Raw genomic sequence first — 26724 nt, 5'->3', positions numbered from 1 at the left:
CCTCCCTTTGTTCGCGTCTAGAACGCTTTTTATCTTTTCGGCAAATGTCATTTCTGAAAACGGTAAAAAAGCTTGCTGTTTATGTACACTGATTGTCACATCCTTTCATAATAGATTCACTCTCCTATACAGAGAGAAACTAATAAAAGTAAAATTATAGTCATTTTTTACTATTATAAAAGGATAAACAGCACTATTTCACCAAACTTGTCAGTAATAATGACACATATTTTTATAATTTTCTCAATTTTATAAAAATAATTTTAATTATATTCCCTTGTTTTTTGCGATATACTCCTTGACCGTATATATAACAAAAAAGCATGTCACCATAAGGAAACATGCCTTGTAACTATTCAACCTAAAAAAAGGTTGAGACATAACGAAATGAATCTAACCGAAAGACGGACAAATGAGATACATGGGCTGGCCGGCTTATGACACCGCAGTTGATTTCCGTGCAGGGCTTCGCTTTCCGCGGGCGGCCGCTGAGCCTCCTCGTCGCTTGTGCTCCTGCTGGGTCTCACCTGTCCCGCTTTTCCCGCAGGAGTCTCCGCCTTGCCCTCCAATCAACTGCTAGAAGGACAGAAACAAATAAAACGATAGGCATCATCACAAAAAACAAAAAAACGAACCACTCATTAAATATGTTGATGAGTGGTTCGTTTTTCACTTGGGCTAAACTACTTTTGTCCCAGCCTCTTTTTATGACCCTTTGTTTTCCGCTTCTCCCCGAGTTTAACTATTGTTTCGTAATGCCTGTGATCCCTCTTCCCCTGTTCGGATCTTAATCGCATTCTTTAATTCATAGATAAATATTTTCCCATCCCCAGGCTGACCTGTATTTAGTACTTTTCTTGCTTTATCAACAACGTCGGATACGGGAACTTCGCACACAACAATTTCTACTTTAATTCGGGCGTGCATATTGTCTTGTTTTTTGACCCCCCTGTAAAGTTCCGTAATGCCTTTTTGCAATCCGCATCCTAACGCATCTGTAACCGTAATACCGCTCACGCCAATTTTTGCTAGTTCTTGCTTAAGCTCTTCAAACTTTGAAGGGCGCGTAATAATTTCAATTTTTGTTAAAACATCACTCACTGTGCCCACCCCTTTTACATATTCGATTCGTGATACGCTCTTTCACCGTGCAGCGTAATATCAAGCCCGAGCGTTTCTTCTTCTTGTGTTGCGCGTAGAGATACTACCAACCCAACCACTTTAACAATAATGAAGGTAGCGATGCCGACAAATAGATACGTTGCTACGATAGCCACCAGCTGTTTCCATAGTAGACTTGGGTCTCCGTAGAATAAACCATTCGCGCCGGCATCATTTACAGAAGTTGTGGCAAATAAACCCGTTGCGATACCTCCCCATGTTCCCCCAATACCGTGAAGACCAAATGCATCTAACGCATCGTCGTAACCGATTTTCTTTTTAAGTGAGAAGATACCCCAGAAACAAACTGCTCCGCCGATAAAACCAATTACAATAGAAGCAAACGGTGTAACGAATCCACAAGCTGGTGTAATAGCTACAAGTCCAGCAATCGCTCCCGAAACGGCTCCAAGCAGCGTAGGCTTTTTATTAATAATCCACTCTACTACAAGCCAGCCGATAATTCCTGTTGCTGCCGCTGTATTCGTGTTAATGAAAGCCGTCATTGCAACGCTGTTAATAGTTAAGGAACTTCCAACGTTAAATCCAAACCACCCGAACCAAATCAGCATTCCGCCTAAAAGAGTTAGTGGTAAATTGTGAGGTGCTGCAGCATCGGCATTTTTTCGTTTTCCAACAACAAGAGCTAGAATTAATCCTGCTACACCTGATGAAATGTGAACGACGTTTCCGCCAGCAAAGTCAATAGCTCCTAGTTCACGAAGCCATCCGCCAACTCCCCAAACCCAGTGTGCAACGGGTGCATATACAAATAATGACCATAGGATAGCAAATAAGATAAATGCTGAAAACTTCATGCGCTCTGCAAAAGCCCCAGAGATAATAGCTACTGTTAACACAGCAAATGTTAGTTGAAACATCATAAACATGTTATGCGGGATCGTTGCGCTGTAGTCCCCGTTTGGAGTGAATCCAACGCCTTTTAATCCCACCCAGTCCAAGTTTCCAATAAAAGCATTGCCACCGGTCGAAAATGCTAGAGAATAGCCAGCTACTATCCAAAGAACAGATATGACAGCTAATGAACCTACGCTATACATCGCGGTACTTAACATGTTTTTACTTCGAACCATGCCTCCGTAAAACAATGCAATAGCTGGTGTCATAATCCAAACCAATAATGCCGAAAAAAACATAAATACTGAATCGCCCATTTGCATGATGATTTCCCCCTTAAGTACGAATAAATAACCCCTAAATTAAATGTTAGATTATATAACATATCTTGTTATGTTTACTATCATATTTGATTTATATGTATTTAGCAACTACTTTTTGCAAATTTATTCAGAAAACTTTTGTTTTTAAAACTCTTTTCTTTTTGTTATTTATTCTTCTATGTACACAGAAGCTGCAATATTATTTGTATGTGTTAGAATTTCTGACATAAAAAATCCTCTTCTACTCCAAGAAGAGGATTTTTTTTACAAATACATATATACACCTGGTCCTAAAGGAATACCGAATACAGCAAAAACAATCAACATTACAATCCAAATTCCTAAGAAGGCTAAAGTATAAGGAAGCATAAGTGAAATGATGGTTCCAAGTCCTGCTTTCGGCTCGTATTCTTTCATAAAGGCTAAAATGACAATCATGTATGGATTTAAAGGAGTGATTACATTCGTAGACGAATCCGCTATTCGGTAAGCTGCTTGAATAAATCCAGGATTGTATCCTAACAGCATGAATAATGGAATAAAAATAGGTGCTTCTAGTGCCCATTGAGCAGAGCCGCTAAAAATAAGAAGGCTTAGAACCACAGTTAAAAATACAAAACCAACCACAACTGGAAGTCCAGTTAGATTTAGTGCTTTTAATGCATCCGCTCCTTCTACTGCAATCCACGTTCCAATATTAGTCCAATTAAAGTAAGCGATAAATTGAGCGGCGGCAAAAATCAGGACAATATAGCTAGCCATATCTTTCATCGAATCAGTCATATAAGCAGGTATATCTCTAGAACTTTTGATTTTCCCTACTGTTATTCCATAAACAGAGCCAACTACCACAAAAAACAGCAGCGTAATCGGAATGATACCATCTAAAAAAGGAGATGGAACAATTCCGCCGTCTTCATTTCGTAGAGGAGAGTTGGGCCAAAATAAGAAAACAGCTAGTACAACGACATAAATACATGTAGCAACGATACTGTTTTTTAATCCTTTTGCTTCTACCTCACTGATTTCACCAAAATCATTGCGTTTTCTCCCTTTATAATTACCCAGTCTAGGTTCTACAATCTTTTCAGTGACGATCGCTCCTATAATAGTTAAAACGAATACAGAAGCCGCCATGAAGTACCAGTTCGCTGCAGGACTGACAGCAGCGCTTGGGTCGATTGTTTTAGCAGCTTCAGTAGAAATGCCTGATAACAATCCGTCGGTTCCGGATATAATAAGATTCGCTGTAAAGCCTGATCCCACCCCAGCAAATCCTGCTGCTAATCCAGCAAGCGGGTGTCTTCCTACTGTATAAAATATCATTGCGGCAAGCGGAGGCACGATGACAAAAGCAGCATCTGCGGCTAAGTTGGCCATAATCCCTGTAAAAATGATGGCGTATGTAATAAGAGCTTTTGGAGCATTTAAAATCGTTTTCTTTATGGCCACTTCAAGCAGACCTACTTTTTCTGCAAGTCCGACTCCAAGCATCATAGCAAGTACAAGTCCTAGGGGCTTAAATTCAGTGAAATTGGTCAGCATCGATGTTAAGATATACTGAATGCCTTCATGCGACAACAAACTTTTAATTGGAAGAGTCTTATTAGTACCAGGATGGACCACTGTTACTCCCATACTATTAATAGCAACAGACGCTAATACGATAATAAGCGCTAAGCATACAAACAAAATAAAAGGATCAGGTAGTTTGTTTCCGAATGCTTCTACTCTTCCTAATAGTTTGTCTAGAAAGGTTGTTGGATGTGATTTTTGCTCTGTTTGCAAATTAGGTTGTGCCATACTTTCTCTCCCTTTTCTTTTAGATTCTTTTTGTTTTTTTCCTTTTAATTACCAAAAAGACTATTAGTACATAATAATCTGAATATTTATATTATTCAAGTATTATTTTTAAGGAATTTTTATTTATCTATTAAAACTAATAGCATTTAGATAAATAGAAAGCCAGAAGATATCTTTTGAATCGACAATCAAAAATAACAAAAAGCTCTCCGTTTGAAGAGAGCTTTTTGTTATTTCGCTATACTAGATGGGGCAGACTCTTTTCCTGACTCGTTAACAGCTGTTACATAATAACGAGACTGAGATGCGTCGGAGTCGGCAAAGCTTTTTCGCTCAAATTCCGAAACGCTGCCAATATGGACAAATGTTCCGCCTGGGTTCTTTTTATAAATTCGGTAACCGATAATATTGCCTTCTCGTACCGCGTACCACGTAAGCAAATTACCGCTCATCTTTACATGTGTGGGAGGTTGTGGTGCAGTTGCTTCACGCTCCAATTCTTTTGCTTGGTCAGCTTTTAGTTCTGTATATACAACTAACCTCTCTTGATGGGTTCCTTCTGCACGGTCAAACGTGCCTGTACACGTAATTAGATTTAAATTACGTTTGTTGCTGTACCCAAAAATTTCGTTTAAAGGTGCCTTATCTCGCGGATAGCTTTTTGTACGTTTAACAACAAAGGTAAGCGTGGTCCCCTGTGCATCTCTTACGGTAATTTCATCATCTTTTTTTAAGTTTTTTAGATTGTAAAAGACGGCAGGGCCGGTTTTACTGTCTACGTGTCCTGCTAGTACAGCATTTCCTTTTACGCCAGGTTTAGCTCCTGGTTCAAACCAAGCAACTCCATTTTCTGTAGATGGCGCTGCCATTTCACCGCTGTCTAATAACCCTACTTGTTCAATTGAAGCCTCCACATGAATAGCTGGAATGGACACTTTTGCAGGAATAATTCCTTTGAATTCTTTGTTTAACTGTTTGGCTTCTATTTTATGCTTTTTTAATACAGCAAATTCCTCTTCAAGCGTTACCCGGCTTTTTAAATCCTTTGATTGTGCTTCTTTTTCTTTTTGCTTAGCTGCATTCTGTTGCTTCATTTCTTTTGCTTCTACCATTTGTTCTTTAAAATATAGTCCGCCGCTAACAAGCAGGACCAAACTTAATATACAGTAGGCGAGAACAATCGCTTTTTTCACATCGTCACCTCGTTTCACAGCTGTTTATAAAAAAGAAGAGAGAACAACCTCTCTTCTTTTTTTAGGACTCTTGACTTGTAATTCATAAGGAAAAGGAGAAAAAATATTATTTGCTTACTGGTTTCTTGCGTAAAATAACTCCAGCTGTTAATACAGCTAACGAACCTAGTGCAATATAGATCGCTGTTAGTGGGTTCATCGTTGATTCAGATGCCCCGCCCATACCTGTTTTCGGCATATCTGTTGGCATAGCTGTCTCAGCAAACTTATCGGGATTTTGTTTTACAATCGCTTCACCTAAAGCTTGGCCGACACCAAACATTAATTTATACCCTTCACGGTACGTATCATAACTTCCAGCGTAGTCGCCGGATGCATATTGCTCAAATGTTTTAATAACCGTATCTTCATGTGCTTTTATAGCTGCCTGTGCGTCTGCAGTTGGAAGGTTTCCATCTGTTGCTGTTCCTAAGAATGTACCAAATTCTTGCGCGAATTTATGGAGCTTGTCTTTAGCAGCTTTTTCTCCTGCTTCATCGCCTTTTACTTGTGCACTTACTAGTTCAGCTTGGGCATTGATGTGATCTCCTTGCCAAATTTTTTCGAATTGTGCAGCCCCTTCATCGCCATATACTGAACCGATTGCAGCTTTAAAATCTGCTGTGTTAGCATTTTCTAACCAGCTAACATAGTCGTAATCTTTTGAACCGTTGAACCCTTTTTCCATTCCCATTGTTGCTAAAGCAAAATGTTCTGCTGCTAAGCTGTTTAATGAAGAACGTAAATCTGCTGCTGGTGTATCTACTTTGGTATTGTCGAATTTATCAGGCATTTGCGTTACGATTGCATTTGATAACGCTTTACTAATGGCAAACATTTGCTGATATCCTTCGCGGTATGTTTTAGCGGCCGCTTCGTAGTCACCTGCTACATAATCTTCAAATGTTTCTTTTACTTGGTCTTCATGTACGCGAAGCGCTTCTTTTGCTGCATCTTCAGGTAGTTTGCCTTCCGTAGCAGTACTTAAGAACTTAGCAAATTCATTTACGAATTGATTTACTTCTTTATCTACTTCAGCCATGGCTTCTTTGTCATTTTCTTTTGTTGCTTTTACAAAATCATCTGTGTAATTGTTATGTTCTCTGAAAATTCTTTCGAATTCAGCTGCTCCTTTATCACCATAGACAGACGCAATAGCAGGCTCCATGTCAACGGCATTTTGGTCCAATGCTTTAAACGCAGCGTCAGCGTCTTTAGAACCGTCATAGGCTGTTGTCATAGCGGCAACGGCAAGCGTAAAGTGTTCAGATAATAAGTAGTCTAAGTTCGCTCGTAAATCTGCAGCTTTTGTTACTGCCGTTGGTTGTGCTTCCTCAGCGTTTGCAATTGTGGGCATCAATAGTGAAGCTCCTAGTACAGGGATCATTAACTTTTTGCTTAATTTCATCATTTTCCACTCTCCTCATTTTTAGTTGATGTACGCTACTTTTTTCATTCTTACTACATCTTAAATCATTAAATAGATTGAACATTTTGAATATTCTTTATATTTTACCTTCATGTTCTCCCGTATTTAATGACTCTTTTTAGGAAGTATTCTCTTTCTATCTACTAAACGATTGGCGAACGACCTTGGATCACTTTTTTAAAACTTTTTTAAGATGTCATTTTCATCAAGAATTCCTTCCCTTTCTACTTATCTAACGAACGCTTTGTTCAGCTAGATCACTTTTTTTGAAAAAGTTTTTAACCGCTTTTTTTCAAGAATTCCTTCCTTTTCTACTTACCTAACGATCACCTTATTCTGTTGGATCACTTTTTTAAAAATTATTTTAAATTCAAAAGAAAAAGAAAGGTTTCTAAAGGAAACCTTTCTTTTTCTCTTTACTTATTTAAAAAATTCCACATCACGTTGTTTACTTCTTGAGGCTTTTCATGCTGAGGGGCATGAGATGCTTCAGCTAATCGGTGAACAAATATGTTTGGCACATATTCTTCAATACCATCTAAGTTTTCAGGCATAAAAGTAGGATCTTGATTTCCCCAAATAATTTGTACCGGGATGTTTAACACTTCTTCTTCTAACGGAAACAAAGATTTTCTTCGAAGGTCTTCTTCCGTGAAAATCTTTAAATTGCGGTAATAACTTAGCATGGACAGTACAGAGCCATTTTCCCAAGAGTTCATGTATGCTTGTACATCATCAGCTGTTAGGTATCCTTTTTTTACACCTGGGTCGATCACAAGCTTACGCAAACCTGAGAAGTTGTCTCGTTCCATATAGTCCTGTGCTTCTTGTTTTTGAAACCATTTCATATACTCACTTGCTTTTTGCTGATTTTTATTTGTTCTAAGCTCACGCATAAATGTATAAGGGTGCGGACCGTTAAAAGCAATTAATTTTTGTACATATTCCGGGTAGCGATAAGCAAATGTCCATCCGATTCCTGCTCCCCAGTCGTGTACAACTAGCGTGCAGGAGCTATATCCTAGGCCTTCAATCACTTGGCGAATATCTTCTACTAATACATCAATCTCGTATGATTTTAGTCCGCTTGGCTTTTCAGATAAGTTATATCCTCTTAAGTCCAGAGCAACTGTGTGAAAATCATTAGAAAATTCATCTATCTGGTGTCGCCAAATATGCGAAAAGTCAGGAAACCCATGAAGAAATAGCATAAGCTCTCCTTGTCCCTTGCTTATGTAGTGCAAATTAACGCCATTTACGTTTATATACTGTTTGCTCATTGTTCATTTCCTCCTTTTATGTAGCTGTAGAGCAGTATAACGCTGTAAAAAATGAACGTCAATTCATTTGCTTCGTTCACTTCTTTTTAGTTCCTTTTATGAATATAGTTAATTATTTAGAGTGGATTTTTTTGAAGGAGTGATTAACAATGGCTCATATCTATTCAAAGGGCTGGTTTGTTCAGCAGTTAAAAGCGGCCAATATCTCTAAAATCGATGGAAGAAAGCTAGAAAGTTATAAAACCTACATTCTTCGTAATTTACATGCTGAGCTTATAGAACAAGGTAAAATCAACGGCTAAAAGAGGTTGAGACATAACGAAATGAATCCCATCTAAAGATTTACACAAATGAAATCTACGTTTGTCTTAACAAAAAAACGAACCACTAATCAAAAGTTTTGATCAATGGTTCGTTTTACATTTCGTCTAACATATTTTTGTCCCATCCACTTTTTTTACAGCGATTGCTCAATAAAAGATAATACGCGCTTTACATATTCTTTTTTGTATACATGATAATTTTGAACGTGTTCTGCTTTATCAGTTTTCCAGAAGGAAAAAGCATCCGGGTGTGTTTTAGCCATTTTTTCACTTTCAGTGTAAGGGATTTTTGTATCTCCTGTGCTGTGTATAAATAAAATTGGTCGAGGGTAAATATGCTCGACTGCTTTAATAGGACTAGCTTCAGCAGGATTTACATCTGCAATAACAGGAAGAATAGCAATGGTTAGCGGTGTAAATGGAAAATTTGGTAAATGAGACCATACAGATAGATTTTCTTTTAAATAAGAGGTTAAATCACTAAAAGGACTATCGGCTACCACTGCTTTTACGTCGTCATCTTGAGAGGCTGCTAATAAAGAAGTGGCTGCTCCCATTGAAATGCCGTAGAGCACAATTGGCTCTTTTTTTGTTTCTTTCATTTTCTGAATAACGCCTAATAAATCGAGCTGTTCTTTTACACCAATCGTCGTTTGATTTCCTTCTGAGTCTCCTGAATCTCTAAAGTCAAACATGACTACTCGATATCCCGCTTTTACAAATTCTTTACTCAGCGGCAGAAAGCCAGCTCCTTGTGCTTCACGGTTATTTCCGTATCCATGTGACATAATAATGGTCGCTTTTGGCTGTTCCGTTGGTTCAATCATCCATCCTTTTAAATGGGTTATTCCGTCTTTGCTCAAAAATACTTGATTGCTATAGTGCATGCCGTAATCACTAGGATTTTTCACAGCAGGATTTTTATCTAGTTTTGTCAGGCTTATGCCTACATAAAGAGAAATGGCCGTACAAAGTACAAAACAAAGAATAACAAAGGATATCAGGCTGATCCATATTGTTTTTTTCTTTTTACCTGTATTTGTCTGTCGATTTAGAACTGGAGTCAAGCTCGTTCCTCCTTTTTATCTAAGATCATCTTTCCTATTCTTATTGCTGCTTCCCTTTCTCCATTTTAAAGCTAGCCCATCTATTTTATGAATAAAATTCGTTTTATTTTCCACATATTTTTCCGGTTCAAAGCGATAGCGATGCGCTAGTTCTGTTTTCAACGTTTCGTATTCTTTTGCTGCATCAGGGTGAGTACGCAGATAATCTCGAAACCATATATGCCGATTAATTTCTGGGTGGCCTTTTTCATAAATATGAACGTGGTGGGTTCTTTCATTTCCACCTTTTTGGAAGTATCGTCTTCCTTTTATGCCGTTTTCACCTTTCGCTTCGTAACCAAGCTGTTCCATCTTCTGATTATATGTATCTACTTTTTTTATATCTTTTACTTCAATAAGTAGATCAATAATCGGTTTTGCGCTTAAGCCGGGAACAGCAGTGCTTCCGATATGATGAACCTCTAAAACTTGAACTGACATTATAGTTGTTAAGGTGGCAGCTTCTTTTGAAAATTCCTTTTCCCACGAGATATTATGAGGTGTCAGCTGAATTTCTCTTACGGACTTCATCTTCAATTCCTCCTTTTGTAACGAAAAAACTGCTTACTATAGAATAGCCTATAATAAGCAGTTTTTCATCATTTAACATGTTATTAAGTTTTATCTAGCAAACGCCTGCTTCGCTAAATTAACAACCGTCATATCATCCATTGGAGGGTTGTGGAGCCCAGCACGCACGTCTCTATAATAGCGCTGCAGCGGATTACTGCGCTGCAAGCTACGCGCTCCTACTATGCGCATGGCTTTGTCAACAACCGTACAGGCACTATTGGTCACTACGTGTTTGACAGCTGCTAATTCTCCCGCTAATGCTGCTCGGTCGCTTGTTTCATCCCATTTATTTGCCACGCTGTACATAAAGTGACGCGCCTGCATGAGTTCAAGTTCCATCTCTCCGACTAAACGCTGCACATTTGGCAACTCGCTAATCGTTCCTTCAATACTATTAGGCGAATATTCTGTAGCAAATGCGACAGCATAATCTCTTGCTGCGATGGCTGTACCCATGTAGCAAGCTGGTATATGAAGCAACCAGCCGCTTGGCTCATTCTTTTTAAAGCCACCTAGGCGTTCAACAAGAAAGTCTTGTTCAATATCGACATTTTCTAGCACAAGATCGTGACTTCCTGTCCCGCGCATTGCAATCATATCCCATGTTTCTTCTATTGAAAGTCCGCTTGTTTCACGAGGAATTAAAAATAAGCCGATCTCTTCTTCACCTTCAATGCTTGCTTTTACCAAAAAGTAATTTAACACTGGAGACATCGTAGTGAATGTTTTTCGGCCATTGATTCGCCAGCCTTCTTTTGTTTTTACAGCTGTCGTTTCCGGTTTGCCTCCTCGAGTAGGACTTCCTGTCTTCGGTTCAGTAGCAGCGGTATTAATAAGTGCACCTTTTTCTATTTCTTTAAAAATAAAATCGAGCATTTGCTGACTCCAAGGCTGTTTTTCACGCAAGTCCATTGTAATCCCCATATGCCATCCAATACTAAGAGCCGTAGAAGCGTCCCCTTGAGCAATTAATTCTTGAAATAATAAAAAATCATAAAGGCGTAATTCATCTCCTCCATAGTTGCTTTCTAGAGAAAGACGTGTATAGCCAGCTTCTTTTAACTCTTGAATATTTTCAAACGGAAACGTACCTTCTTCATCTATTTTAAAAGCTCGTTTCTTAAATTTTTCGACTAGAGGTAGCAGTTTTTCGTACGTAGACTTTTGATTTTTATTTACAAATGAAACACTCATTTGCTTCATCTCCTTTTTATATGACAGAGTGTCCCTATCGGATTAATATATAGTTCTTATCATAGCATACCTCATCTTTTCTGTGCATGTTTGGTGTGTTTATCTTTCTCGTTAAATCTATTCTTTTTCCAATTTAATGGTCTGTTTTACCTATACATTCCATACATTTAATGGAATAAAAAGAAGGGAATGGTGTGAATGAATCAATGTCCAAAATGCGGTGCCAGTGCAAGCACAGATCAATTATTTTGCAATAACTGCGGCTTTTCTTTCACCGTGTCGCCAGCTGCAGCCAAGCATAAAAAGAGCTGGTATATTGGCGGGGGTATTGCGCTTATACTTCTTTTAACTTTTGTATTTTATTTCTTTTTCTCTGGCTCAGAAGAAAAGACGGCTGACCGCTTTATTGAGGCATTAGAATCGAAAGATACAGCTGTGTTAAGAGAGTTAGTAGACTCTTCGCAGTCTACTATAGTTATTAATGACACATCTATTCAAGCTCTGTTAGACGCAACTTCCGATGGTTCTATTTTACGAGATGTTGAAAATGATTTAAAAAATAAATCGAGCATCTACTTTACAATAAAAGAACAGAAACATTCACTACTCTTCAAAAAACAGTACGTGGTTGTACCGTCATCATATTATATCTCCCTCACCACGCCAGAGGATGCAACGGTTATAGTCAATGATACAAAACAATCGATATCCAAGAATCAAACGCAAAAAATAGGGCCTTTTATGATTGGAAATTACCCGCTTACGGCTTTTTATGAAAGCTCTTATGGAACACTTACAGACCAAACCACTGTAAATTTTCACCGACAAAAAGAAGAAAATATATCTGTGGTATTTAAAGGGGCTTACGTTACAATCTCATCGAATAGAGATGACGCTGTTTTATTCGTAAATGGAAAAAGCACGGGACTGCAGGTGAATAGCTCATCACAAATAGGGCCTGTTGCCACGGATGGAAGCGTCACTGTTCATGCAGAAGTGCAAAAAGGCGGCACCACGTTCAAAAGCAGTCCTTACACCATTCAAAATGATGAAAGTATTATATTAAATATACAAACGCCGCCCGTTGAAAAGGAAAAAACCGTCATAAAAGAACGAGAAGTAATCGTGCCTGGGCCGCGCTCTTATGCTACTTCAAGCTCTTATATTCTTCCGGATTCGGATTCTTACAAATTAAGCTATAGTGATATTAGCAGTTTGAGCTCGAGTGAACGAAGGCTAGCTCGAAATGAAATCTATGCGCGGCATGGGTATGTATTTAAATCGAAAGATCTTCAAGCCTATTTTTATGAAAAGTCATGGTATACGCCTGATTCATCATTTAGAGACTCCTACTTATCAAGCGTTGAAAAATATAACGTTGATTTTATTAAATCATATGAATAAAGTGAACTCCCCTTTACCCAGGGGAGTTTTTTGATTGAAGCGAGTGCTTACTCCTACGTTTTTTTACATACCATGATCCCTACATACGTTAATAAATTTTTTATAGCCTTCTTCATTCTTTTCACTGTAAAATATAAAGTAGATGTACATAAACTTACTACACGCATAAGGAGAGATGGAGAATGAATGGAATTGGACGACTTCCACAAAAGCTTAATGGACATTTGATTTTAGAAAATATTCAAGAAACCATGATCATTGCAGATCAAGACTATCGTGTGCAGTGGATGAATGCAAGAGCAATTGAAACACTTCAGCCAGTACTCCCAATCTACCAGTTATCTCATATCGAAGAGTTAATTGGAAAGCATATGGACTTCTTTCATTCCAATTCTAAAGAAGCGGAAAATTTACTCACCTCTCTTCATACAACCTACAGAACGCGTATAACGATTGGCAGTCAATACGTAGCAGAAGCTGTGATTCACCCCATTGATACAAAAGACGACGAGCGCTATGGCTACTTGCTTATGCTATTAGACTTTACAGATCAAGCCGAAGCAGAGCTTGAAAAAGAACGGTTAATTGAGGATTTGTCCACTCCTTTATTAAAGATATGGGACGAGGTTTTAGCTGTGCCCATTACCGGTAAGATGGATATAGAACGTGGAAAGAAGCTAACTGAAACGGTATTGGAGGCAGTTGTAAAAGAACAGGCGCGCTATTTGCTTATTGATTTATCTTCCCTTCATTCATTAGATGAAGAACACGGTTATTATATTAACACGCTCCACGATGCTTTGCGTTTGATTGGTACGACTTGCCTTATTGTTGGTCTTTCTTCAAAAATGGCTCTGTCGCTTGTAGATTCTCAGTTTAATTGGCGAACATTTTCCACTGTCCAACAAAGCATCTCTTACATTTTAGAAAAAAAGAATTGTCGTATTGCACCCATTTCATAAGCCCATCATATCATTAAGTAATCCTCTCTCAATCGCTTTTTCCTTCAATCGGAAAAGGCGATTTTAGTTATGAGGAATTGTGAACGTTTAGGCACTTATCATCATAGGATACATTAATCAACCATAGAAAAGGGTGAGAGCGTATGCCAAGTGTTATTAACATTTATAATTTAAAGATCAACAGTATCTCAAGCAACGGTTCTGTCAACATTGGCGAAGCACTCCATAACAGTCACACGGCTCATTCAAAATCCACTGGTACGAACTCTTCTTATGGCGATGTCTCACCTGCTTCCTCGAAAATGCGAAACATTTATATCGATCCTGATACAAATGACCAAACAGATATTGCAAACGTTGATCATGTCAATGGTTATCAGCAGTGATATAGGGCAATGCTTGTCAACAGCATGACGACAAACGGTGAATACATTCTCTCTGAACGCAATAGGCCGTTGGAGTAGAATGAATAAAAACAGTAAGGAGTCTCTTTATGCCTCTTCAAATTAACGTTTTTAATATCGTAACAAACGGTGTCACACAAAACGCAAATATTGATTTCGGTTCCACCATTCAAAACAGTCACACGGCGAACTCAAAGTTTAACGGCGCAAATTTCTCTTTAGGTAACTTCTCTCCTACTTGCTCTCAAATGAATACGGGCGTGTTAGATCCTGACGTAAGCGATCAAGATCAAATTGCAAACCCTTCAGCTCCAATTGGAAATCAAATTTAGATTTAACGATTTTGTCGTTTTACTTGGCACATTACAAGGAGGTGTGTAAATATGTTTCCATTTGGAAAGTCTCCGTTTAAAGGAATGATGGAAAATATCCCAAAAGGAATGGCATCTAAAGACATGAATAAATATATTCAGCAAATGATTTCTTCTACGATGTCCCATTCTTTTCCGGATTTTATGCAAGGAAATGAATTCTTTAAGCAGGCCCAAGACATGATGAAAGAACAGCAGGATGTGGGAAATGAAGGTCATGGACAACAGCTAAGAAGATTTGATTCAAACGTCATTAATACATTAGACGAATGCATTGTTCAGTTAAAAATTCCTAACCGCGATATTGTATCAAGCATTAAAGTCTATCATACTCCATACGTGTGTACGATTGAAGGAATAGATGGAGAAGAATCCTTCAAAGAAGAAATTCAGCTTCCTTGTTCGGTTCGCAAAAAAGGTACACGCGCCGTATATCGTTCCGGGGTGTTGGAAATCCGGATGCCTAAACATGTTAATATTCCTATGTCTCAAATAGACGTCCACGATTTAGATTAAAGTGGACGTTTTTTTCTGTTTTCATGCATACATATAAAATAGAAAGCGGCAAAAGGCCTTGTTTTATTTTTTTAAAGAAGGTGACAAATATGAATGATGGAAAGTTTAAAAAGTGGGCAGAAACGTTACAAGAAGAAAACCATACAAAATTTTGGGAAAAGATTTTTGACGATGATCCTGAAGAAAAGAATGATACGGAAGCAGATGCTTCTCCTCAAATTGTAAATGAGTATCGAGATTATCCTTTAATTGATGTATACGAATGGGCAAATCAACTGTTAGTTGTGATTGAAATACCCGGTGCTAAACGAACAGACGTCGAATTGACCATGCATGAAAATACTTTACACATATCCGGTTCATCTCTTTTAACGATGAAGGATGCAAATGTTCTTCACAAAGAAAGACGTGAAGGAACGTTTCAACGATCAATCATCCTTCCACCTGCTGTGGGGGAAGCGCCGTGTCACGCATCATTTAAAGATGGTCTATTGCACGTGAAATTTGATTTGTAATTTATTGTGCAGAACTATACGTAGCATGAAAGGCAGGGAATTTCATGTTTTCTAAGTGGTTTAAACAATCGCCTAAAATTGAAACAGTCCGCAAAATAAATCCGTCTTCCCTTCCAACCAAAAAAAAAGTAAGTCCCATAGACCAAAGCTCTAATCAAAAGCGGAAAGAATTACCCGAGAAGATGAAAACTAAAAAACAGTCTAATCTAAAGAAACCCCCTCAGCAGCCAAAGAAGTTGCCGAGCCAAACGGAGCCTAAGACATCTGATGAAGTTGAATTCACAAAACCTGTTCATTCGTCAGATTCAGCGCTGAATCTGCAGGGAATTATTGATCAAGTGACGCGTTTAACCGACGCGATTCCTAAAATAGAAGAGCTTCATCAGCAATTACATGAATCAGCTCATCTTATTCAATCATTGTCTCAACTGCACGAGCAAACAGCTCATTTACTTTCGGCTATGCAGTCAGCTCCTAATTTCGAAGACATTCAAAATCAGCTCTCTGCGTTAAAGGAAGAATCGTCCAATACAGCTTTATATGAGATGGTGAAAACTCTTGACAAAAAGATTGATGAAGTAACTCAGCCAAAGCAGTCCATTGTTGTTGAAAAAATTATGGTGGAAAAAGTATTGTTAGACAAAATTGACCTTAGTAATAATTTTGGCCAGCTAGGAATTAAAGATTTGACCGGCCACTTAAACATTGGTACAACTTACAGCGCTGACTCTGATCAAGTGGATGAAGAAGTCAAAGACTTATTCTCTGTTAAGCTAAAAGAAAAAAAGATTGATGAACATACAACTGAGACAACGATGAGTTCAGGAGGTGAAACAGAAAAGCCTGATCACTCCGAAGAATAAAAAATGACCGCTACTGCTTATTTAAAGCAATTGTCGGTCATTTTTGTTTCCATAAATAGTTGTAATTCTTTCTGTAGGCGTTCCATTAAGAACGCTGAAATTTCTTCTTGATTTTCTTCTTTATGATGAGATGATGCTACAACAATACGGCCTGTTTTTCCTAAGAAAGCCCGGTATTCAATTACCTTCATCGCAGCATGAAGTAAGTTCGCGTCCGAAAGCGGTGTATTTGTTAGTAGAACAATATTCATTTCATTCTCTTTTTGTCCATGTGTCAGTACAGTCAGCCACGAGTAACCTTTATCGTCTTTTAAGCGAACTTCATGACTAGATAAAGACGCAGATTTCCACGCCGTGTTAGAACTGCTTTGCTGTTGAACAATTTCTTGACACCAGTCTAGACCTGTTTCATTGGAACCCAGTGAAAGAGTTCTCAAAGGACGAGCAAAGGATAAACATAGCTTGCCCGGTTCCTTTTGCAACTGATACAACTCATGGAAGTCCGTCTCTGGATATTGATACGGCGGCACAAAAGCAATTTGCCGCTTGTTCACAGCGGGATGGTGAAATACATGCAAATCAACGCCATATACTCTTTTTAACGTAGCTGCATCCTGAAAAATGGCATCCATCCCCGTTTCTTCTACTCTTCCATCTTTCAATAATACGGCATTATCTGCAAACAGCGAGGCAATGTTGAGATCATGCAAAATGGCCAGAACCGTCAAGCTCATTTCCTGCTGTAACGTTTTTAACAGCTGAAGCAGTTCCATCGTATGTTTTACATCTAAGTGATTCGTTGGTTCATCAAGAAGTAAGTAGTCAGGTTCTTGCGCCAGTGCTTTAGCAAGTAAAACCCGCTGTTTTTCTCCACCGCTCAGCGATTGAAAGGTATGATTTCGATAGTGCCAGACGTTTGTTAATTTCATCACGCTTTCTACCACTTCTTCATCCTGTGCTGATACAGTGCTAAACAAACCTTTTGCCTGATAAGGATAGCGTCCAAGTGAAACAATTTCTTGAACCGTAAATTCTAATCCAATTTGATTTTCTTGCGTCATGACTGCAACTTTTTGCGCCAGTTGTTTTGGTGAATAAGCCTTCACTGACTTCCCTTCTACCTTCACTTCTCCTGATTGAGTGGTTAATACATTCATAATTAAGCGAATAAGCGTTGTTTTTCCGCTTCCATTTGGTCCTAGTAAAGCAACAAAAGAACCTTTGTCTACGGTGAACGTGATGTCACGAACGGTCGGTTTCTGTTTATCGTATCCTCCCGTCACATTATATAGTTCAATCATGATATTCCTCTTTTCCGCATACGTTCTTTTACAAGCAGCAGCGTAAAAATTGGCGAACCAATTAAGGCGGTTACGACTCCAATCGGCAGTTCACGAGGTTCTAATATCGTTCTTGCTAATAAATCGGCTAAAACCAAATAACTTCCTCCGATTAAAATAGAAAGCGGCAGTACATGCTTATGATTAGCTCCCGCTACGAGACGCACTAAGTGGGGAATAACTAAGCCAACAAATCCAATTGCCCCAGATACTGATACCGCAGCCCCGGTTAATACGGATGCACCTATTAAAATCATTCTTTTTTTCTTCTTTACGTCTATCCCCATAAATTGAGCGGATTGATCGCCAAATGCTAAGCCGTTCAGCTCTTTCACATGTAACAGCAGCATAATCGTACCGACTAAAAAGAACGGCCCTAAAATTTGAATATGCGACCATCCTCTCATTGATACGCTTCCCATTAGCCAGTATAAAACCTGCCTTACATCTTCTTCAGGAGAAAGAGCTACAATTAATGAAATAAGCGCGCTCATAAAGGATGATAAAATAATCCCCGCTAAGATGATAGTTTCATTGGCCAAATTGCCGCTTGCGAGTTTCGTAATACCAAAAACTAAAAGAAGAGTAATAAAACCAGATACGATGCCGACTACAGGCAGCGTGAAGATAGACAAACCAAAAATACTCCAGTGAAAATAAATTGCCATGACAGAGCCAAGGGTTGCACCTGAGGAAACTCCGATCGTGTAAGGATCTGCAAGAGAGTTTCTTAATAGCCCTTGAAAGGCAGCTCCTGCTATTGAAAGCGAAGCTCCTACTAAAAATGCCACCAGTACTCTTGGAAAACGAATTTGCCAAATGATTAAATCCATGTTTTCCGGACCGTGATATAAGGATAGTCCGGTAAGGTGGCCAATAATAATTTTGATTGTATCTCCTACGGTTAACGAAACTGTACCAATAAATACTCCCATAATCACCGAAGTACATACAATAAATAAACTGACTATGTATAAAATAGATGCTTTGTTTAAAAAAATACGTTTAAAAATCAATACTTTCAGCTCCTCTAGGAAACGAGGCGTGATGTTTTACATTACATTAACCATTCATTTTCCTGTCCATAAACCATGTTTCCATCCTACATAGTATTGGAAACAATCATCTTTTATTTGTTACGAGTGCTAGACTGTTGAACTAGGCAACGTAGAATAGCGTACTAAAGTTCTCGGTGAAAAAACAAGCGAAAACCTCTACAAGCTACACTTTTTGTGCTTGCTCCGGGCTTTTATAGTTGTCTATTAAATGATACAGCTTTTCCATATCTACAGCTTCTCTCACATATGCTGCTGCTTTTGAAAAAGACTCCTCTTTTTGCAGGCGACTGTTGAATGTATCCGTAATAGGCGGCAATTTTTTATGTTTACGAATTTGATTAAGCAAAGCTCTACGCAAAGCATCGTTATGAAACACATCATGAACATACGTGCCAATGATGTTGTCTTTAACCGTTCCTTCTTTTTGATCATCTACCACCGCAAAGGCTTCCGTTATGCTTTTAGAAACCGTCTTTCCCATATGAATTTCATAGCCTTCAATCGAAACCTTCTCACTCTCTAACTGAACATATCCAGAAACTCTTTCTGTTTTTTTGCTGGTTGTCATAACGGTTTCCACTGGAAGCAAACCCAGCCCTTTAATAGATTCAATCCGGGACTCTACTGCATCGGGGTCCGTAATTGTCTCGCCTAACATTTGATATCCCCCGCAGATGCCAATAACGTGAGCGTTCGTTGCGTTCAAGACTTGATTAATGGCTAGAGCCAGGCCGCTTTCTTGTAAAAACTGCGCATCTTCAATCGTATTTTTGCTTCCTGGTAAAACAATTAAATCAGGCGTACCTAGTTGTGATGGCTTGGTTACAAGTCTCACATGACAGTCTTCTTCTAAGCTTAGAGGATCAATGTCTGTAAAATTTGAGATGCGAGGATACGAGATAACCGCAATATCGATTTCTTTTAACGGATTCACAAGCGTTGAGTAATTTCTGAGTGATAGCGAATCTTCAGCGTCAATTTCCACGTCGTGCATATAAGGAATCACTCCTAGTACCGGAACTCCCGTGTATTCTTCAAACCACTTCAACCCCGGTTTTAAAAGCTCTAAGTCTCCTCGGAATTTATTGATTAACACTCCAATTACTCTAGGTTTATGTTCATCTGGAAGCAATTGAAGAGTACCCACCAGACTCGCAAAAACCCCTCCTTTATCAATGTCTCCTACTAACACAACAGGGGCTTGGGCTATCTTTGCTACGCGCATATTTACCAGTTCCCGATCGTTCAAATTCACTTCAGCAGGACTTCCAGCACCTTCAATCACAATTCGATCATAATGATTGGCAAGCTCTTTATAAGACTCCGTGATAACGTTCAAACCTTCATTAAAAAATTCTTGCCGATACTGAAAAGCAAACATATTACGAAGCGGCTTTCCATGAACGACAATTTGAGATTCATGATCACGAGTTGGTTTAATTAAAATAGGATTCATATTGGTTGTTGCTTCTACTCCAGCCGCTTCAGCTTGAATTCCTTGCGCTCTTCCAATTTCTTTTCCATCCATTGTAATGTATGAATTAAGCGCCATATTTTGCGATTTAAACGGTGCAGTTTGATAGCCGTCTTCTTTAAAAATACGGCAAAACGCTGTAGCAATCATGCTTTTTCCAGCGTCTGAGTGCGTTCCTTGAATCATAAGAGGTTTTCCTTTTTTCACTTTTTCCACTCCCTATCACATAAAAAAACCTTAACTGTAAAAGTCAAGGTTTGGTCATGCGCTCATTAACACATTGTCTTGACTTATTTCTCCCACCGAAAAATAAGGGGTTTTTAAAAGCAGGTCTCCTGGCTTATGCTTCATTTTACTTCTGCATCCTTCCTAGTTTGACTAGTGGGTCTTTGCAGGTTCATCCACATTTACAGTAGCGGGGGCTGCACCGGATTTACACCGATTTCCCTATTATCCTCCTTAGAGGCACTTTTAAAATCATTTATTCTTTATTGTAACGAATTTTATAACCATTCACAATAACGATTTTCTTCTATTATTATATATTACTGTGTTTATACTTATTTGGGTCTCGTATGCTATAATAACAATTATTTTCCAAACATCTTATGAAATAGCTAGGAAGGTGCTCGTAGTTGAAGAAAAAAATCATTTATATCTTTATTAGTTTGCTTGTTCTTTACATAGCAATCATGTCTTTTTGTATGTATCAAACCGCTCATCAGCCTGTTCCGCAAAAAGCAGATTATGTGCTCATTTTAGGTTCCAAAGTAGACGGAGATCAAATGTCTCCTAGTTTAAAAGAACGAGCAAAAACGGCTTTATCTTATTTAAAGACTCATAAACAAACAAAAGTTATCGTAACGGGTGGAAAAGGATCCGATGAAGAAATTTCTGAAGCAGAAGCAGCCTATCGTTTTCTACGAAAAGAAGGAATTAAAAAGAATCGAATGATAAAAGAGGATCAGTCAACTTCTACTTTTGAGAATTTCACTTTCACTAAAAAGAAAGTTGATATTCAACACAAAAAAGTCGTGCTTGTTAGCAGTGATTTTCATTTATTTCGCGCCTCTATTATTGCCAAGCGTCAAGGTTTTGACGTTTATCCTTTAGGTGCAAAGACACCAAATTCAATTAAACTTCAAGCCTACTTTCGTGAGTATGCTGCTATCTTAAAAACGTGGCTGTTTGATAAATAAATAGAGTACACCCCTATACAAACGAAAAACACGGCATGAATTCATGCCGTGTTTTTTATTAATCATCCGTATCGATAACTGCTTTTGGTAAACCCGTGTATTTCGCCCAGTAGAAAATACCGATTGAAACAAGAGCAATTAAAATTAAGTCAAGCGGGTTGCTTAGCACACCTTGTCCTCCACCAAATGAGCCTAGGTAAGAGATAACAAGCATAATAATATAATAAGCAACTAGCCACCAAGCAGATTTAAGCTGCTGTGCAAATTTTACAACGTCAGTTGGTACGTATTTCTTAAATGCTACGTAGATAACAACCATTAGAAGCTGTGATCCTAGAAGCCAAGAAATTGTCGTCCATCCTGACCAATATACGATGTATGAACAGAAGATAAATGACACGGGAGCAATAACGCTCATGCCTTTTAATTTGAAAGGCTTTTTAAGGTCTTTTGCATTTACTCTGAATGCAGCAGCTGAAATTGGCGCAATCGCATAAGACAGAATAAGTGCTACTGAACATACGTTTACTAGCGCTTCCCAAGAAGGAAATGGCAGTGTCCAGAATACGGACATTCCAAACGATAGCCATAGTGACGCACGTGGAATTCCTGTTTTCTTATCTACTTTTGAGAAACGTTTAAATAGTGTTCCATTACGAGACCAAGCATAAACTAAACGAGAAGTTGTATTCATGAAGATGTTCCCGTTACCGCCTGGTGATAAAATAGCATCAAAAATAACAAGCGTTACTAACCAGCCAAGGCCTAAAATAAGTGCAATATCTTTAAATGGTAAAGAGAATTGCTCTTGAATTGTTCCCCATCCTCCTGATAGCATATCAGCCGGAATGTTACCAATGAACAATACTTGCAGTGCTGTGTAAATAATCGCTGAAAGTACAATACAGATAATGAGCGCGATTGGAATATTACGCTGCGGGTTTTTAACTTCACTGGCTACAGAAACAATAGGGTGAAGTCCTAGGTAAGCAAACATAACGCCACCTGTTGAAATGGCTGCTTGAATACCATTAAAACCAAACGGAGTAAAATCGCCAGTTGTAAAGTTAGCTGATTTAAAGTGATAAGCTAACACGACGATAATTGTAAGAGGAACCGCATATTTGAACACAGATATAATAACATTTGACTTAGCAAATGCTTTTACACTTACGTAGTTAATGATAAAAAATAGCGTTAATAACGCGAACTGAAATAACCAGCCGATTGTAGTAGGCGATTCAGAACCATGTTTAGTTAGACCAGGAAGCCAAAACGCAACATACTGACGTACAGCCGTTACCTCGATGGCAATCAAACTTGTGTAAGCAATAATGGTAATGAATGAAATTAAGTAACCCACTAAATGACCATGTGAGTAAACCGGATAACGGATAATTCCACCGGTACGCGGCAGCGCTGCTCCAAGTTCAGCATACACTAAACCGATAAGTAAAATAATGACTCCGCCAATCAGCCACGAAAAACTTCCGGCTGGACCAGCCTTTGACGCTACGTTACTAACCGCAAATAACCAGGCGGAACCAAAAATAGCTCCCATCCCAATTAACGTTAGGTCAAGTAACGATATTGATTTTTTAAACTTTCCTTGATTTCCTTGATCAGACATAATATCCTCCTTTAAAATTTCCACTCCACATATCTACGCCCTTGCGTCCGATATGGGATTCTTTACATCATCCTCCTCTTACTAAGACCTCACAAGTGGATATGTTAACAAATATTCTCTAAAAAACCAAGTTAAAAACTTTATTTTTTTGTAAAACATCGTTGAATTGCTTATGTATAGCGCATAAATTCCACAGAAGATTTGAGGACTACTCCTCCTATTTAACCGCATTTTTCTTAGGTTAAACATAAAAGAATATTCAAACTATTTACCGTAAAAAAGGGTCTGAGATATAACGAAATCAACCGCTAGAAGCAGCTACATACGCAACACCTACGCTTGCCATACCAATAAAAAAATCCGAACGATGAATCGTTCGGATTTTGCTTTAATTAAAATAATGTTGTCCGTGCCTTTTTTTGCTTATTTAAATACTTTTACACGTTCACTTAGTGGTTGAAATTCTTTTTCACCCGCCGGTGACACGGGATTACCAAATGGCATTTGAGCAATCAGCTTCCATGAACTTGGAACATTCCAAGCTGCTTTTACTTCATCGTCAATCAATGGATTGTAATGCTGTAAAGTTGCTCCTAGGCCTTCGAGCTCAAGAGCTGTCCAGATCACATGCTGCAGCATGCCTGATGATTGGTTAGACCAAACCGGGAAATTTTCGCTGTAAGATGCGAACTGCTTTTGCAGTCCTTCAACTACTTCTTGATCTTCAAAGAAAAGAACTGTTCCATAGCCGCTTCCGAATAAGTTCATTTTTTGATCCGTATCTGAAAAATTTTCAGCTGGAACAATTTTACGAAGCGCTTCTCTCGTAATATTCCACACTTTATCATGCTGTTCGCCAAATAAAACGACTACGCGTGCGCTTTGGGAATTAAATGCTGAAGGAGTATGTTTCACCGCAAAGTTAATAATTTCTTCAATTTTTTCTTCTGACATTTTTACATTTTTATCAATTGCATAAATAGAACGTCGGTTTTTAATTGCTTCATAAAAATCTTTTCCAACCTGTTGTTGATCACTTGATTTATCAAATAATTTATCTAAAAAACCCATTTTCCACACTCCTAATTGTTTGTTTTTTTAAGCTTAAATTGCATGTTTATACCCTTCCCCCTGATAAAAGGAGATAAACAAGATATAATGAATTCTTATATCTCTAATTCGAGATATTAAACTAAAAAAATATTAATTGAAATTTAATTACTTTATGTAACTTACTTTACAATGATTATTATTACCTGTCAACAGAAAAATTATTTTTTTTTGTTGATCATCAAAAGAGGTTGAGACATAACGAAATGAATCCAATCTAAAATAAACAAATGGGATATATGAGCTGAACCGCTTTTGATACCGCAGTTGATTTCCGTGCACGACTTCGCTTTCCGCGGGCGGCCGCTGAACCTCCTCGTCACTTGCGTTCCTGCGGGGTCTCATCTGTTCCGCTTTTTCCGCAGGAGTCTTCGTCGTGCCCTTCAATCAACTGCTAGAAGGAACGAAACAGGTGAAACCTACGTTCACCGTAATAAAAAAACGAACCGCTAATCAAAAATTTTGATCAAGGGTTCATTTTTTCACTTCGTCTAAAATATTTTTATCTCAGCCTTTTTTATAGATACTTAATGTTCATAAATCATCTTTCGCGTCATTCCCCCGTCTACTACGAGGTTAGCTCCTGTTACAAAATCATTTTCGACGTTTGTTAAGTACATACACGCTCTTGAGATATCGGCTGGCGTTCCTACCCGATTAGACGGATGCTGCGTATGATCGATTTCACGAAGGCCATCGTAGTCAGATGTCTCAATCCATCCTGGAGAAATAGCATTTACCGTGATGTTGTCATCACCAAGCGAAACGGCAAGTGCATGAGTTAAAGCAACGATTCCTCCTTTTGTAGCAGCATAGGCTTCTGTATCTGGTTCAGACATTGAAGCTCTTGTAGAAGCTAAGTTTACAATGGAGCCTCCGCTTTCGTTTTTCCTCATCACTTTAGCTGCTTCGCGAGAACATAGAAACACGCTGCGCAGGTTCGTATTGATAATGTCATCCCATTCATCAATGGTTAGCTCATACGGTGATTTCCAGTGGGAAACGCCTGCATTATTAATCAAAATATGTATCGTTCCATACGTACCGACCGTTTTCTCAACGAGATGTAAAATGTCGTCTTCTTTTCGGACGTCTGTTTTCACAAAAATGGCTTCTCCGCCTTGTCTTTGAATAGCTTCTGCGTGACGCTCTCCTTCGGTTTCGTCCACATCTGCCAATACCACTTTTGCTCCTTGTTTCGCGTATGCGCGGGATACATCTTTACCTATTCCGTTCGCAGCTCCAGTAACAATAACAACTAAATCTTTAAACGACATATCATCTCCTCCTTATACGCTTTATTCACTTTTTTCTTCGTCTTTAAACAAGTGATCCGTGACGAAAAGAGCAAACGTTTCAGCCGTTAACTTGCATCCAGAAGCTTTTGGGTGACCTCCTCCTCCAAGGTGCCCAACAATTTCTGCTAAGTTGATTTCGTCTTTTACTGCACGGAACCCAATCTTTTGCCGTCCCATGTCCACCATAACGGAAAAGTCGATATCTTCGTTTTCTAGACACAGTGCATTTCCTAACTCAGACTGATATGTATCTGCAAATACAATGCCTACGTTGTACGCTGTTTTAGCAATTTCAACACTTTCTTTTATGATTTGTTTTTGCTTGTCGTAAATATATTTTTCAATCTTTTTTTCTTCTGCTTCTAGTAAAATTTCGTGTTTGTCCGTAAACGTAAATTCTTGATTTTCAGTATGGTACGATTCACGAAGCGTTTCTAGAATGGTCTCTTTAAATTCTTCATGCGGGATTAGATAATATAGGTGATTGAGGCGCTTTGCTTTCACATTATTTTCATGAAACCAGTCCCACGTATCAAATAAGCGCACAAGTTCTACATATTCATCAAGCAACTCCGTTTTTTGAAGTATGTTGTTGCGCACTAAGTAGTCGTAGAAAAGAGATGTAGCTGCTGTCTTTTTACCGTTTTCGTCTTCTGCAATAACATGAACCCAATCGTATTTCTCAGCTAGTGGAAGAGCAGAGATATGATGGTCAATAAGAGTGATTTTCTGGCCTTTTTTTACCAGTTCATTTAATTTTTCCGCTACTTCATCGTTTACGCTAATATCCGTTATGTATAAAGCTGTGTCTCCATCGTTTTCTTCTTCAATAAAATGCGTCACTGTGTCATTGATGCGGCCAATGCTTACCGTGCTGTAATCAAAGTTGTCGTCGCCAAACGCTAACCGACCCAACAGTGCTGGACTTACCCCGTCTAAATCGTTATGTGAAATTAATTTTATTTTTGTCATCAATCAAAACTCCTTTATTTTCAGTCGCCTTAGTATATGTACCGGCTTGTATATTATAGCAATTTCAACATAAAAATGCTGTTATTTACTTTGAAGAGAAGGAATATCTTCGCAATAAACAAAAGTGAAGTAAACGTTTAGACTTACCTGTATCAAAAGAGAGTGAGACATAACTACATCGATCCAATCAACAGCTAGAAGCAACTACACACATGAAACCTACGCTCACCAATACCAATAAAAAAATCCGAACGAATGTGATTCTCCATCAAGAATCTCGACTCATCGTTCGGATTTTCTTTTAACCAACCTACTTTTGTTTCAGC

Annotated in this window: 26 protein-coding genes and 1 riboswitch; of the genes, 9 read left to right on the top strand and 17 right to left on the bottom strand. The window is 38.5% G+C overall.

What is annotated here, in order from left to right; translation table 11 throughout:
- Positions 1-435: 435 nt before the first annotated feature.
- From SCI76_RS25735 to SCI76_RS25705, 7 genes are all read right to left on the bottom strand, one after another.
- Positions 436-573, bottom strand: coding sequence for a hypothetical protein (locus SCI76_RS25735; protein ID WP_168760963.1), 138 nt, complete (start codon positions 571-573; stop codon positions 436-438).
- A 165-nt stretch (positions 574-738) separates the two neighbouring features.
- Positions 739-1101 carry a P-II family nitrogen regulator gene (locus tag SCI76_RS25730; RefSeq protein WP_013057611.1) on the bottom strand — a complete coding sequence of 121 codons (363 nt, stop codon included), beginning with the start codon at positions 1099-1101 and terminating at the stop codon, positions 739-741.
- A 14-nt stretch (positions 1102-1115) separates the two neighbouring features.
- Positions 1116-2342 carry an ammonium transporter gene (locus SCI76_RS25725; RefSeq protein WP_028412855.1) on the bottom strand — a complete coding sequence of 409 codons (1227 nt, stop codon included), beginning with the start codon at positions 2340-2342 and terminating at the stop codon, positions 1116-1118.
- Positions 2343-2606: 264 nt separating this feature from the next.
- Positions 2607-4145 (bottom strand): AbgT family transporter, encoded by a 1539-nt coding sequence (locus SCI76_RS25720; RefSeq protein ID WP_196299083.1) that lies wholly within the window; start codon positions 4143-4145, stop codon positions 2607-2609.
- 230 nt (positions 4146-4375) lie between these two features.
- A complete protein-coding gene (locus SCI76_RS25715; protein ID WP_407544716.1) occupies positions 4376-5338 on the bottom strand; it encodes a sortase domain-bontaining protein in 963 nt (320 codons plus the stop codon).
- 106 nt (positions 5339-5444) lie between these two features.
- Positions 5445-6788: a hypothetical protein gene (locus SCI76_RS25710; RefSeq protein ID WP_033579419.1), complete on the bottom strand. Its 1344-nt coding sequence runs from the start codon at positions 6786-6788 to the stop codon at positions 5445-5447.
- A 434-nt stretch (positions 6789-7222) separates the two neighbouring features.
- The gene (locus SCI76_RS25705) at positions 7223-8086 is read right to left on the bottom strand and encodes an alpha/beta fold hydrolase (RefSeq protein ID WP_407544713.1); all 864 of its coding nucleotides are present in this window, start codon (positions 8084-8086) and stop codon (positions 7223-7225) included.
- A 149-nt stretch (positions 8087-8235) separates the two neighbouring features.
- Between SCI76_RS25705 and SCI76_RS25700 the strand changes: the two genes are divergently transcribed.
- Positions 8236-8388 carry a YflJ family protein gene (locus tag SCI76_RS25700; RefSeq protein ID WP_080743170.1) on the top strand — a complete coding sequence of 51 codons (153 nt, stop codon included), beginning with the start codon at positions 8236-8238 and terminating at the stop codon, positions 8386-8388.
- 155 nt (positions 8389-8543) lie between these two features.
- Here SCI76_RS25700 and SCI76_RS25695 read toward each other — a convergent pair whose 3' ends face one another.
- From SCI76_RS25695 to SCI76_RS25685, 3 genes are all read right to left on the bottom strand, one after another.
- Complete coding sequence (locus SCI76_RS25695) at positions 8544-9476, bottom strand: alpha/beta hydrolase (RefSeq protein WP_034266790.1); 933 nt, start codon at positions 9474-9476, stop codon at positions 8544-8546.
- A 15-nt stretch (positions 9477-9491) separates the two neighbouring features.
- The gene (locus tag SCI76_RS25690) at positions 9492-10046 is read right to left on the bottom strand and encodes a GrpB family protein (protein WP_168760966.1); all 555 of its coding nucleotides are present in this window, start codon (positions 10044-10046) and stop codon (positions 9492-9494) included.
- Between the two features lie 90 nt (positions 10047-10136).
- Positions 10137-11282, bottom strand: coding sequence for an acyl-CoA dehydrogenase family protein (locus SCI76_RS25685; protein ID WP_048019036.1), 1146 nt, complete (start codon positions 11280-11282; stop codon positions 10137-10139).
- Between the two features lie 198 nt (positions 11283-11480).
- On the opposite strand from SCI76_RS25685, the gene SCI76_RS25680 reads away from it, so the two are divergent.
- The 7 genes from SCI76_RS25680 (at position 11481) to SCI76_RS25650 (ending at position 16317) form a co-directional block, all read left to right on the top strand.
- Positions 11481-12686 (top strand): TcaA 3rd/4th domain-containing protein, encoded by a 1206-nt coding sequence (locus tag SCI76_RS25680; protein ID WP_407544710.1) that lies wholly within the window; start codon positions 11481-11483, stop codon positions 12684-12686.
- Between the two features lie 182 nt (positions 12687-12868).
- Positions 12869-13648 carry an STAS domain-containing protein gene (locus SCI76_RS25675; RefSeq protein ID WP_275211004.1) on the top strand — a complete coding sequence of 260 codons (780 nt, stop codon included), beginning with the start codon at positions 12869-12871 and terminating at the stop codon, positions 13646-13648.
- Positions 13649-13791: 143 nt separating this feature from the next.
- Complete coding sequence (locus tag SCI76_RS25670; RefSeq protein WP_013057625.1) at positions 13792-14034, top strand: spore germination protein; 243 nt, start codon at positions 13792-13794, stop codon at positions 14032-14034.
- A gap of 107 nt (positions 14035-14141) precedes the next feature.
- Positions 14142-14384: a spore germination protein gene (locus SCI76_RS25665; RefSeq protein WP_013057626.1), complete on the top strand. Its 243-nt coding sequence runs from the start codon at positions 14142-14144 to the stop codon at positions 14382-14384.
- Between the two features lie 51 nt (positions 14385-14435).
- Positions 14436-14939: an Hsp20/alpha crystallin family protein gene (locus SCI76_RS25660; RefSeq protein WP_028412845.1), complete on the top strand. Its 504-nt coding sequence runs from the start codon at positions 14436-14438 to the stop codon at positions 14937-14939.
- An 89-nt stretch (positions 14940-15028) separates the two neighbouring features.
- Positions 15029-15454 (top strand): Hsp20/alpha crystallin family protein, encoded by a 426-nt coding sequence (locus tag SCI76_RS25655; protein WP_048019033.1) that lies wholly within the window; start codon positions 15029-15031, stop codon positions 15452-15454.
- Positions 15455-15498: 44 nt separating this feature from the next.
- Positions 15499-16317 carry a hypothetical protein gene (locus tag SCI76_RS25650; protein WP_028412843.1) on the top strand — a complete coding sequence of 273 codons (819 nt, stop codon included), beginning with the start codon at positions 15499-15501 and terminating at the stop codon, positions 16315-16317.
- A gap of 17 nt (positions 16318-16334) precedes the next feature.
- Here SCI76_RS25650 and SCI76_RS25645 read toward each other — a convergent pair whose 3' ends face one another.
- The 3 genes from SCI76_RS25645 to SCI76_RS25635 form a co-directional block, all read right to left on the bottom strand.
- Positions 16335-17618 (bottom strand): ABC transporter ATP-binding protein, encoded by a 1284-nt coding sequence (locus SCI76_RS25645; protein WP_033579427.1) that lies wholly within the window; start codon positions 17616-17618, stop codon positions 16335-16337.
- Positions 17615-18673 carry an iron ABC transporter permease gene (locus SCI76_RS25640; RefSeq protein WP_168760968.1) on the bottom strand — a complete coding sequence of 353 codons (1059 nt, stop codon included), beginning with the start codon at positions 18671-18673 and terminating at the stop codon, positions 17615-17617. Before SCI76_RS25640 ends, SCI76_RS25645 begins: the two co-directional genes overlap by 4 nt.
- 205 nt (positions 18674-18878) lie before the next feature.
- Positions 18879-20405, bottom strand: coding sequence for a cobyric acid synthase (locus SCI76_RS25635; RefSeq protein WP_048019031.1), 1527 nt, complete (start codon positions 20403-20405; stop codon positions 18879-18881).
- A 91-nt stretch (positions 20406-20496) separates the two neighbouring features.
- Positions 20497-20677, bottom strand: a riboswitch (cobalamin riboswitch).
- A 147-nt stretch (positions 20678-20824) separates the two neighbouring features.
- On the opposite strand from SCI76_RS25635, the gene SCI76_RS25630 reads away from it, so the two are divergent.
- Complete coding sequence (locus SCI76_RS25630; RefSeq protein ID WP_033579429.1) at positions 20825-21388, top strand: YdcF family protein; 564 nt, start codon at positions 20825-20827, stop codon at positions 21386-21388.
- 58 nt (positions 21389-21446) lie between these two features.
- Here SCI76_RS25630 and SCI76_RS25625 read toward each other — a convergent pair whose 3' ends face one another.
- The 4 genes from SCI76_RS25625 to SCI76_RS25610 form a co-directional block, all read right to left on the bottom strand.
- On the bottom strand, positions 21447-23018 hold the full coding sequence (locus tag SCI76_RS25625) for an APC family permease (protein WP_028412838.1): 1572 nt from the start codon (positions 23016-23018) through the stop codon (positions 21447-21449).
- 423 nt (positions 23019-23441) lie between these two features.
- A complete protein-coding gene (locus tag SCI76_RS25620; protein ID WP_048019030.1) occupies positions 23442-24089 on the bottom strand; it encodes a nitroreductase family protein in 648 nt (215 codons plus the stop codon).
- A gap of 566 nt (positions 24090-24655) precedes the next feature.
- Positions 24656-25405 carry a glucose 1-dehydrogenase gene (locus SCI76_RS25615; RefSeq protein ID WP_407544704.1) on the bottom strand — a complete coding sequence of 250 codons (750 nt, stop codon included), beginning with the start codon at positions 25403-25405 and terminating at the stop codon, positions 24656-24658.
- Positions 25406-25426: 21 nt separating this feature from the next.
- Positions 25427-26398, bottom strand: coding sequence for a DHH family phosphoesterase (locus SCI76_RS25610; RefSeq protein ID WP_063247740.1), 972 nt, complete (start codon positions 26396-26398; stop codon positions 25427-25429).
- Between the last annotated feature and the right edge of the window lie 326 nt (positions 26399-26724).

The organism is Priestia sp. HNGD-A6 (assembly GCF_045784335.1).
Classification (GTDB): domain Bacteria; phylum Bacillota; class Bacilli; order Bacillales; family Bacillaceae_H; genus Priestia; species Priestia zanthoxyli.
This window is presented reverse-complemented; position numbering and strand designations above follow the sequence as displayed.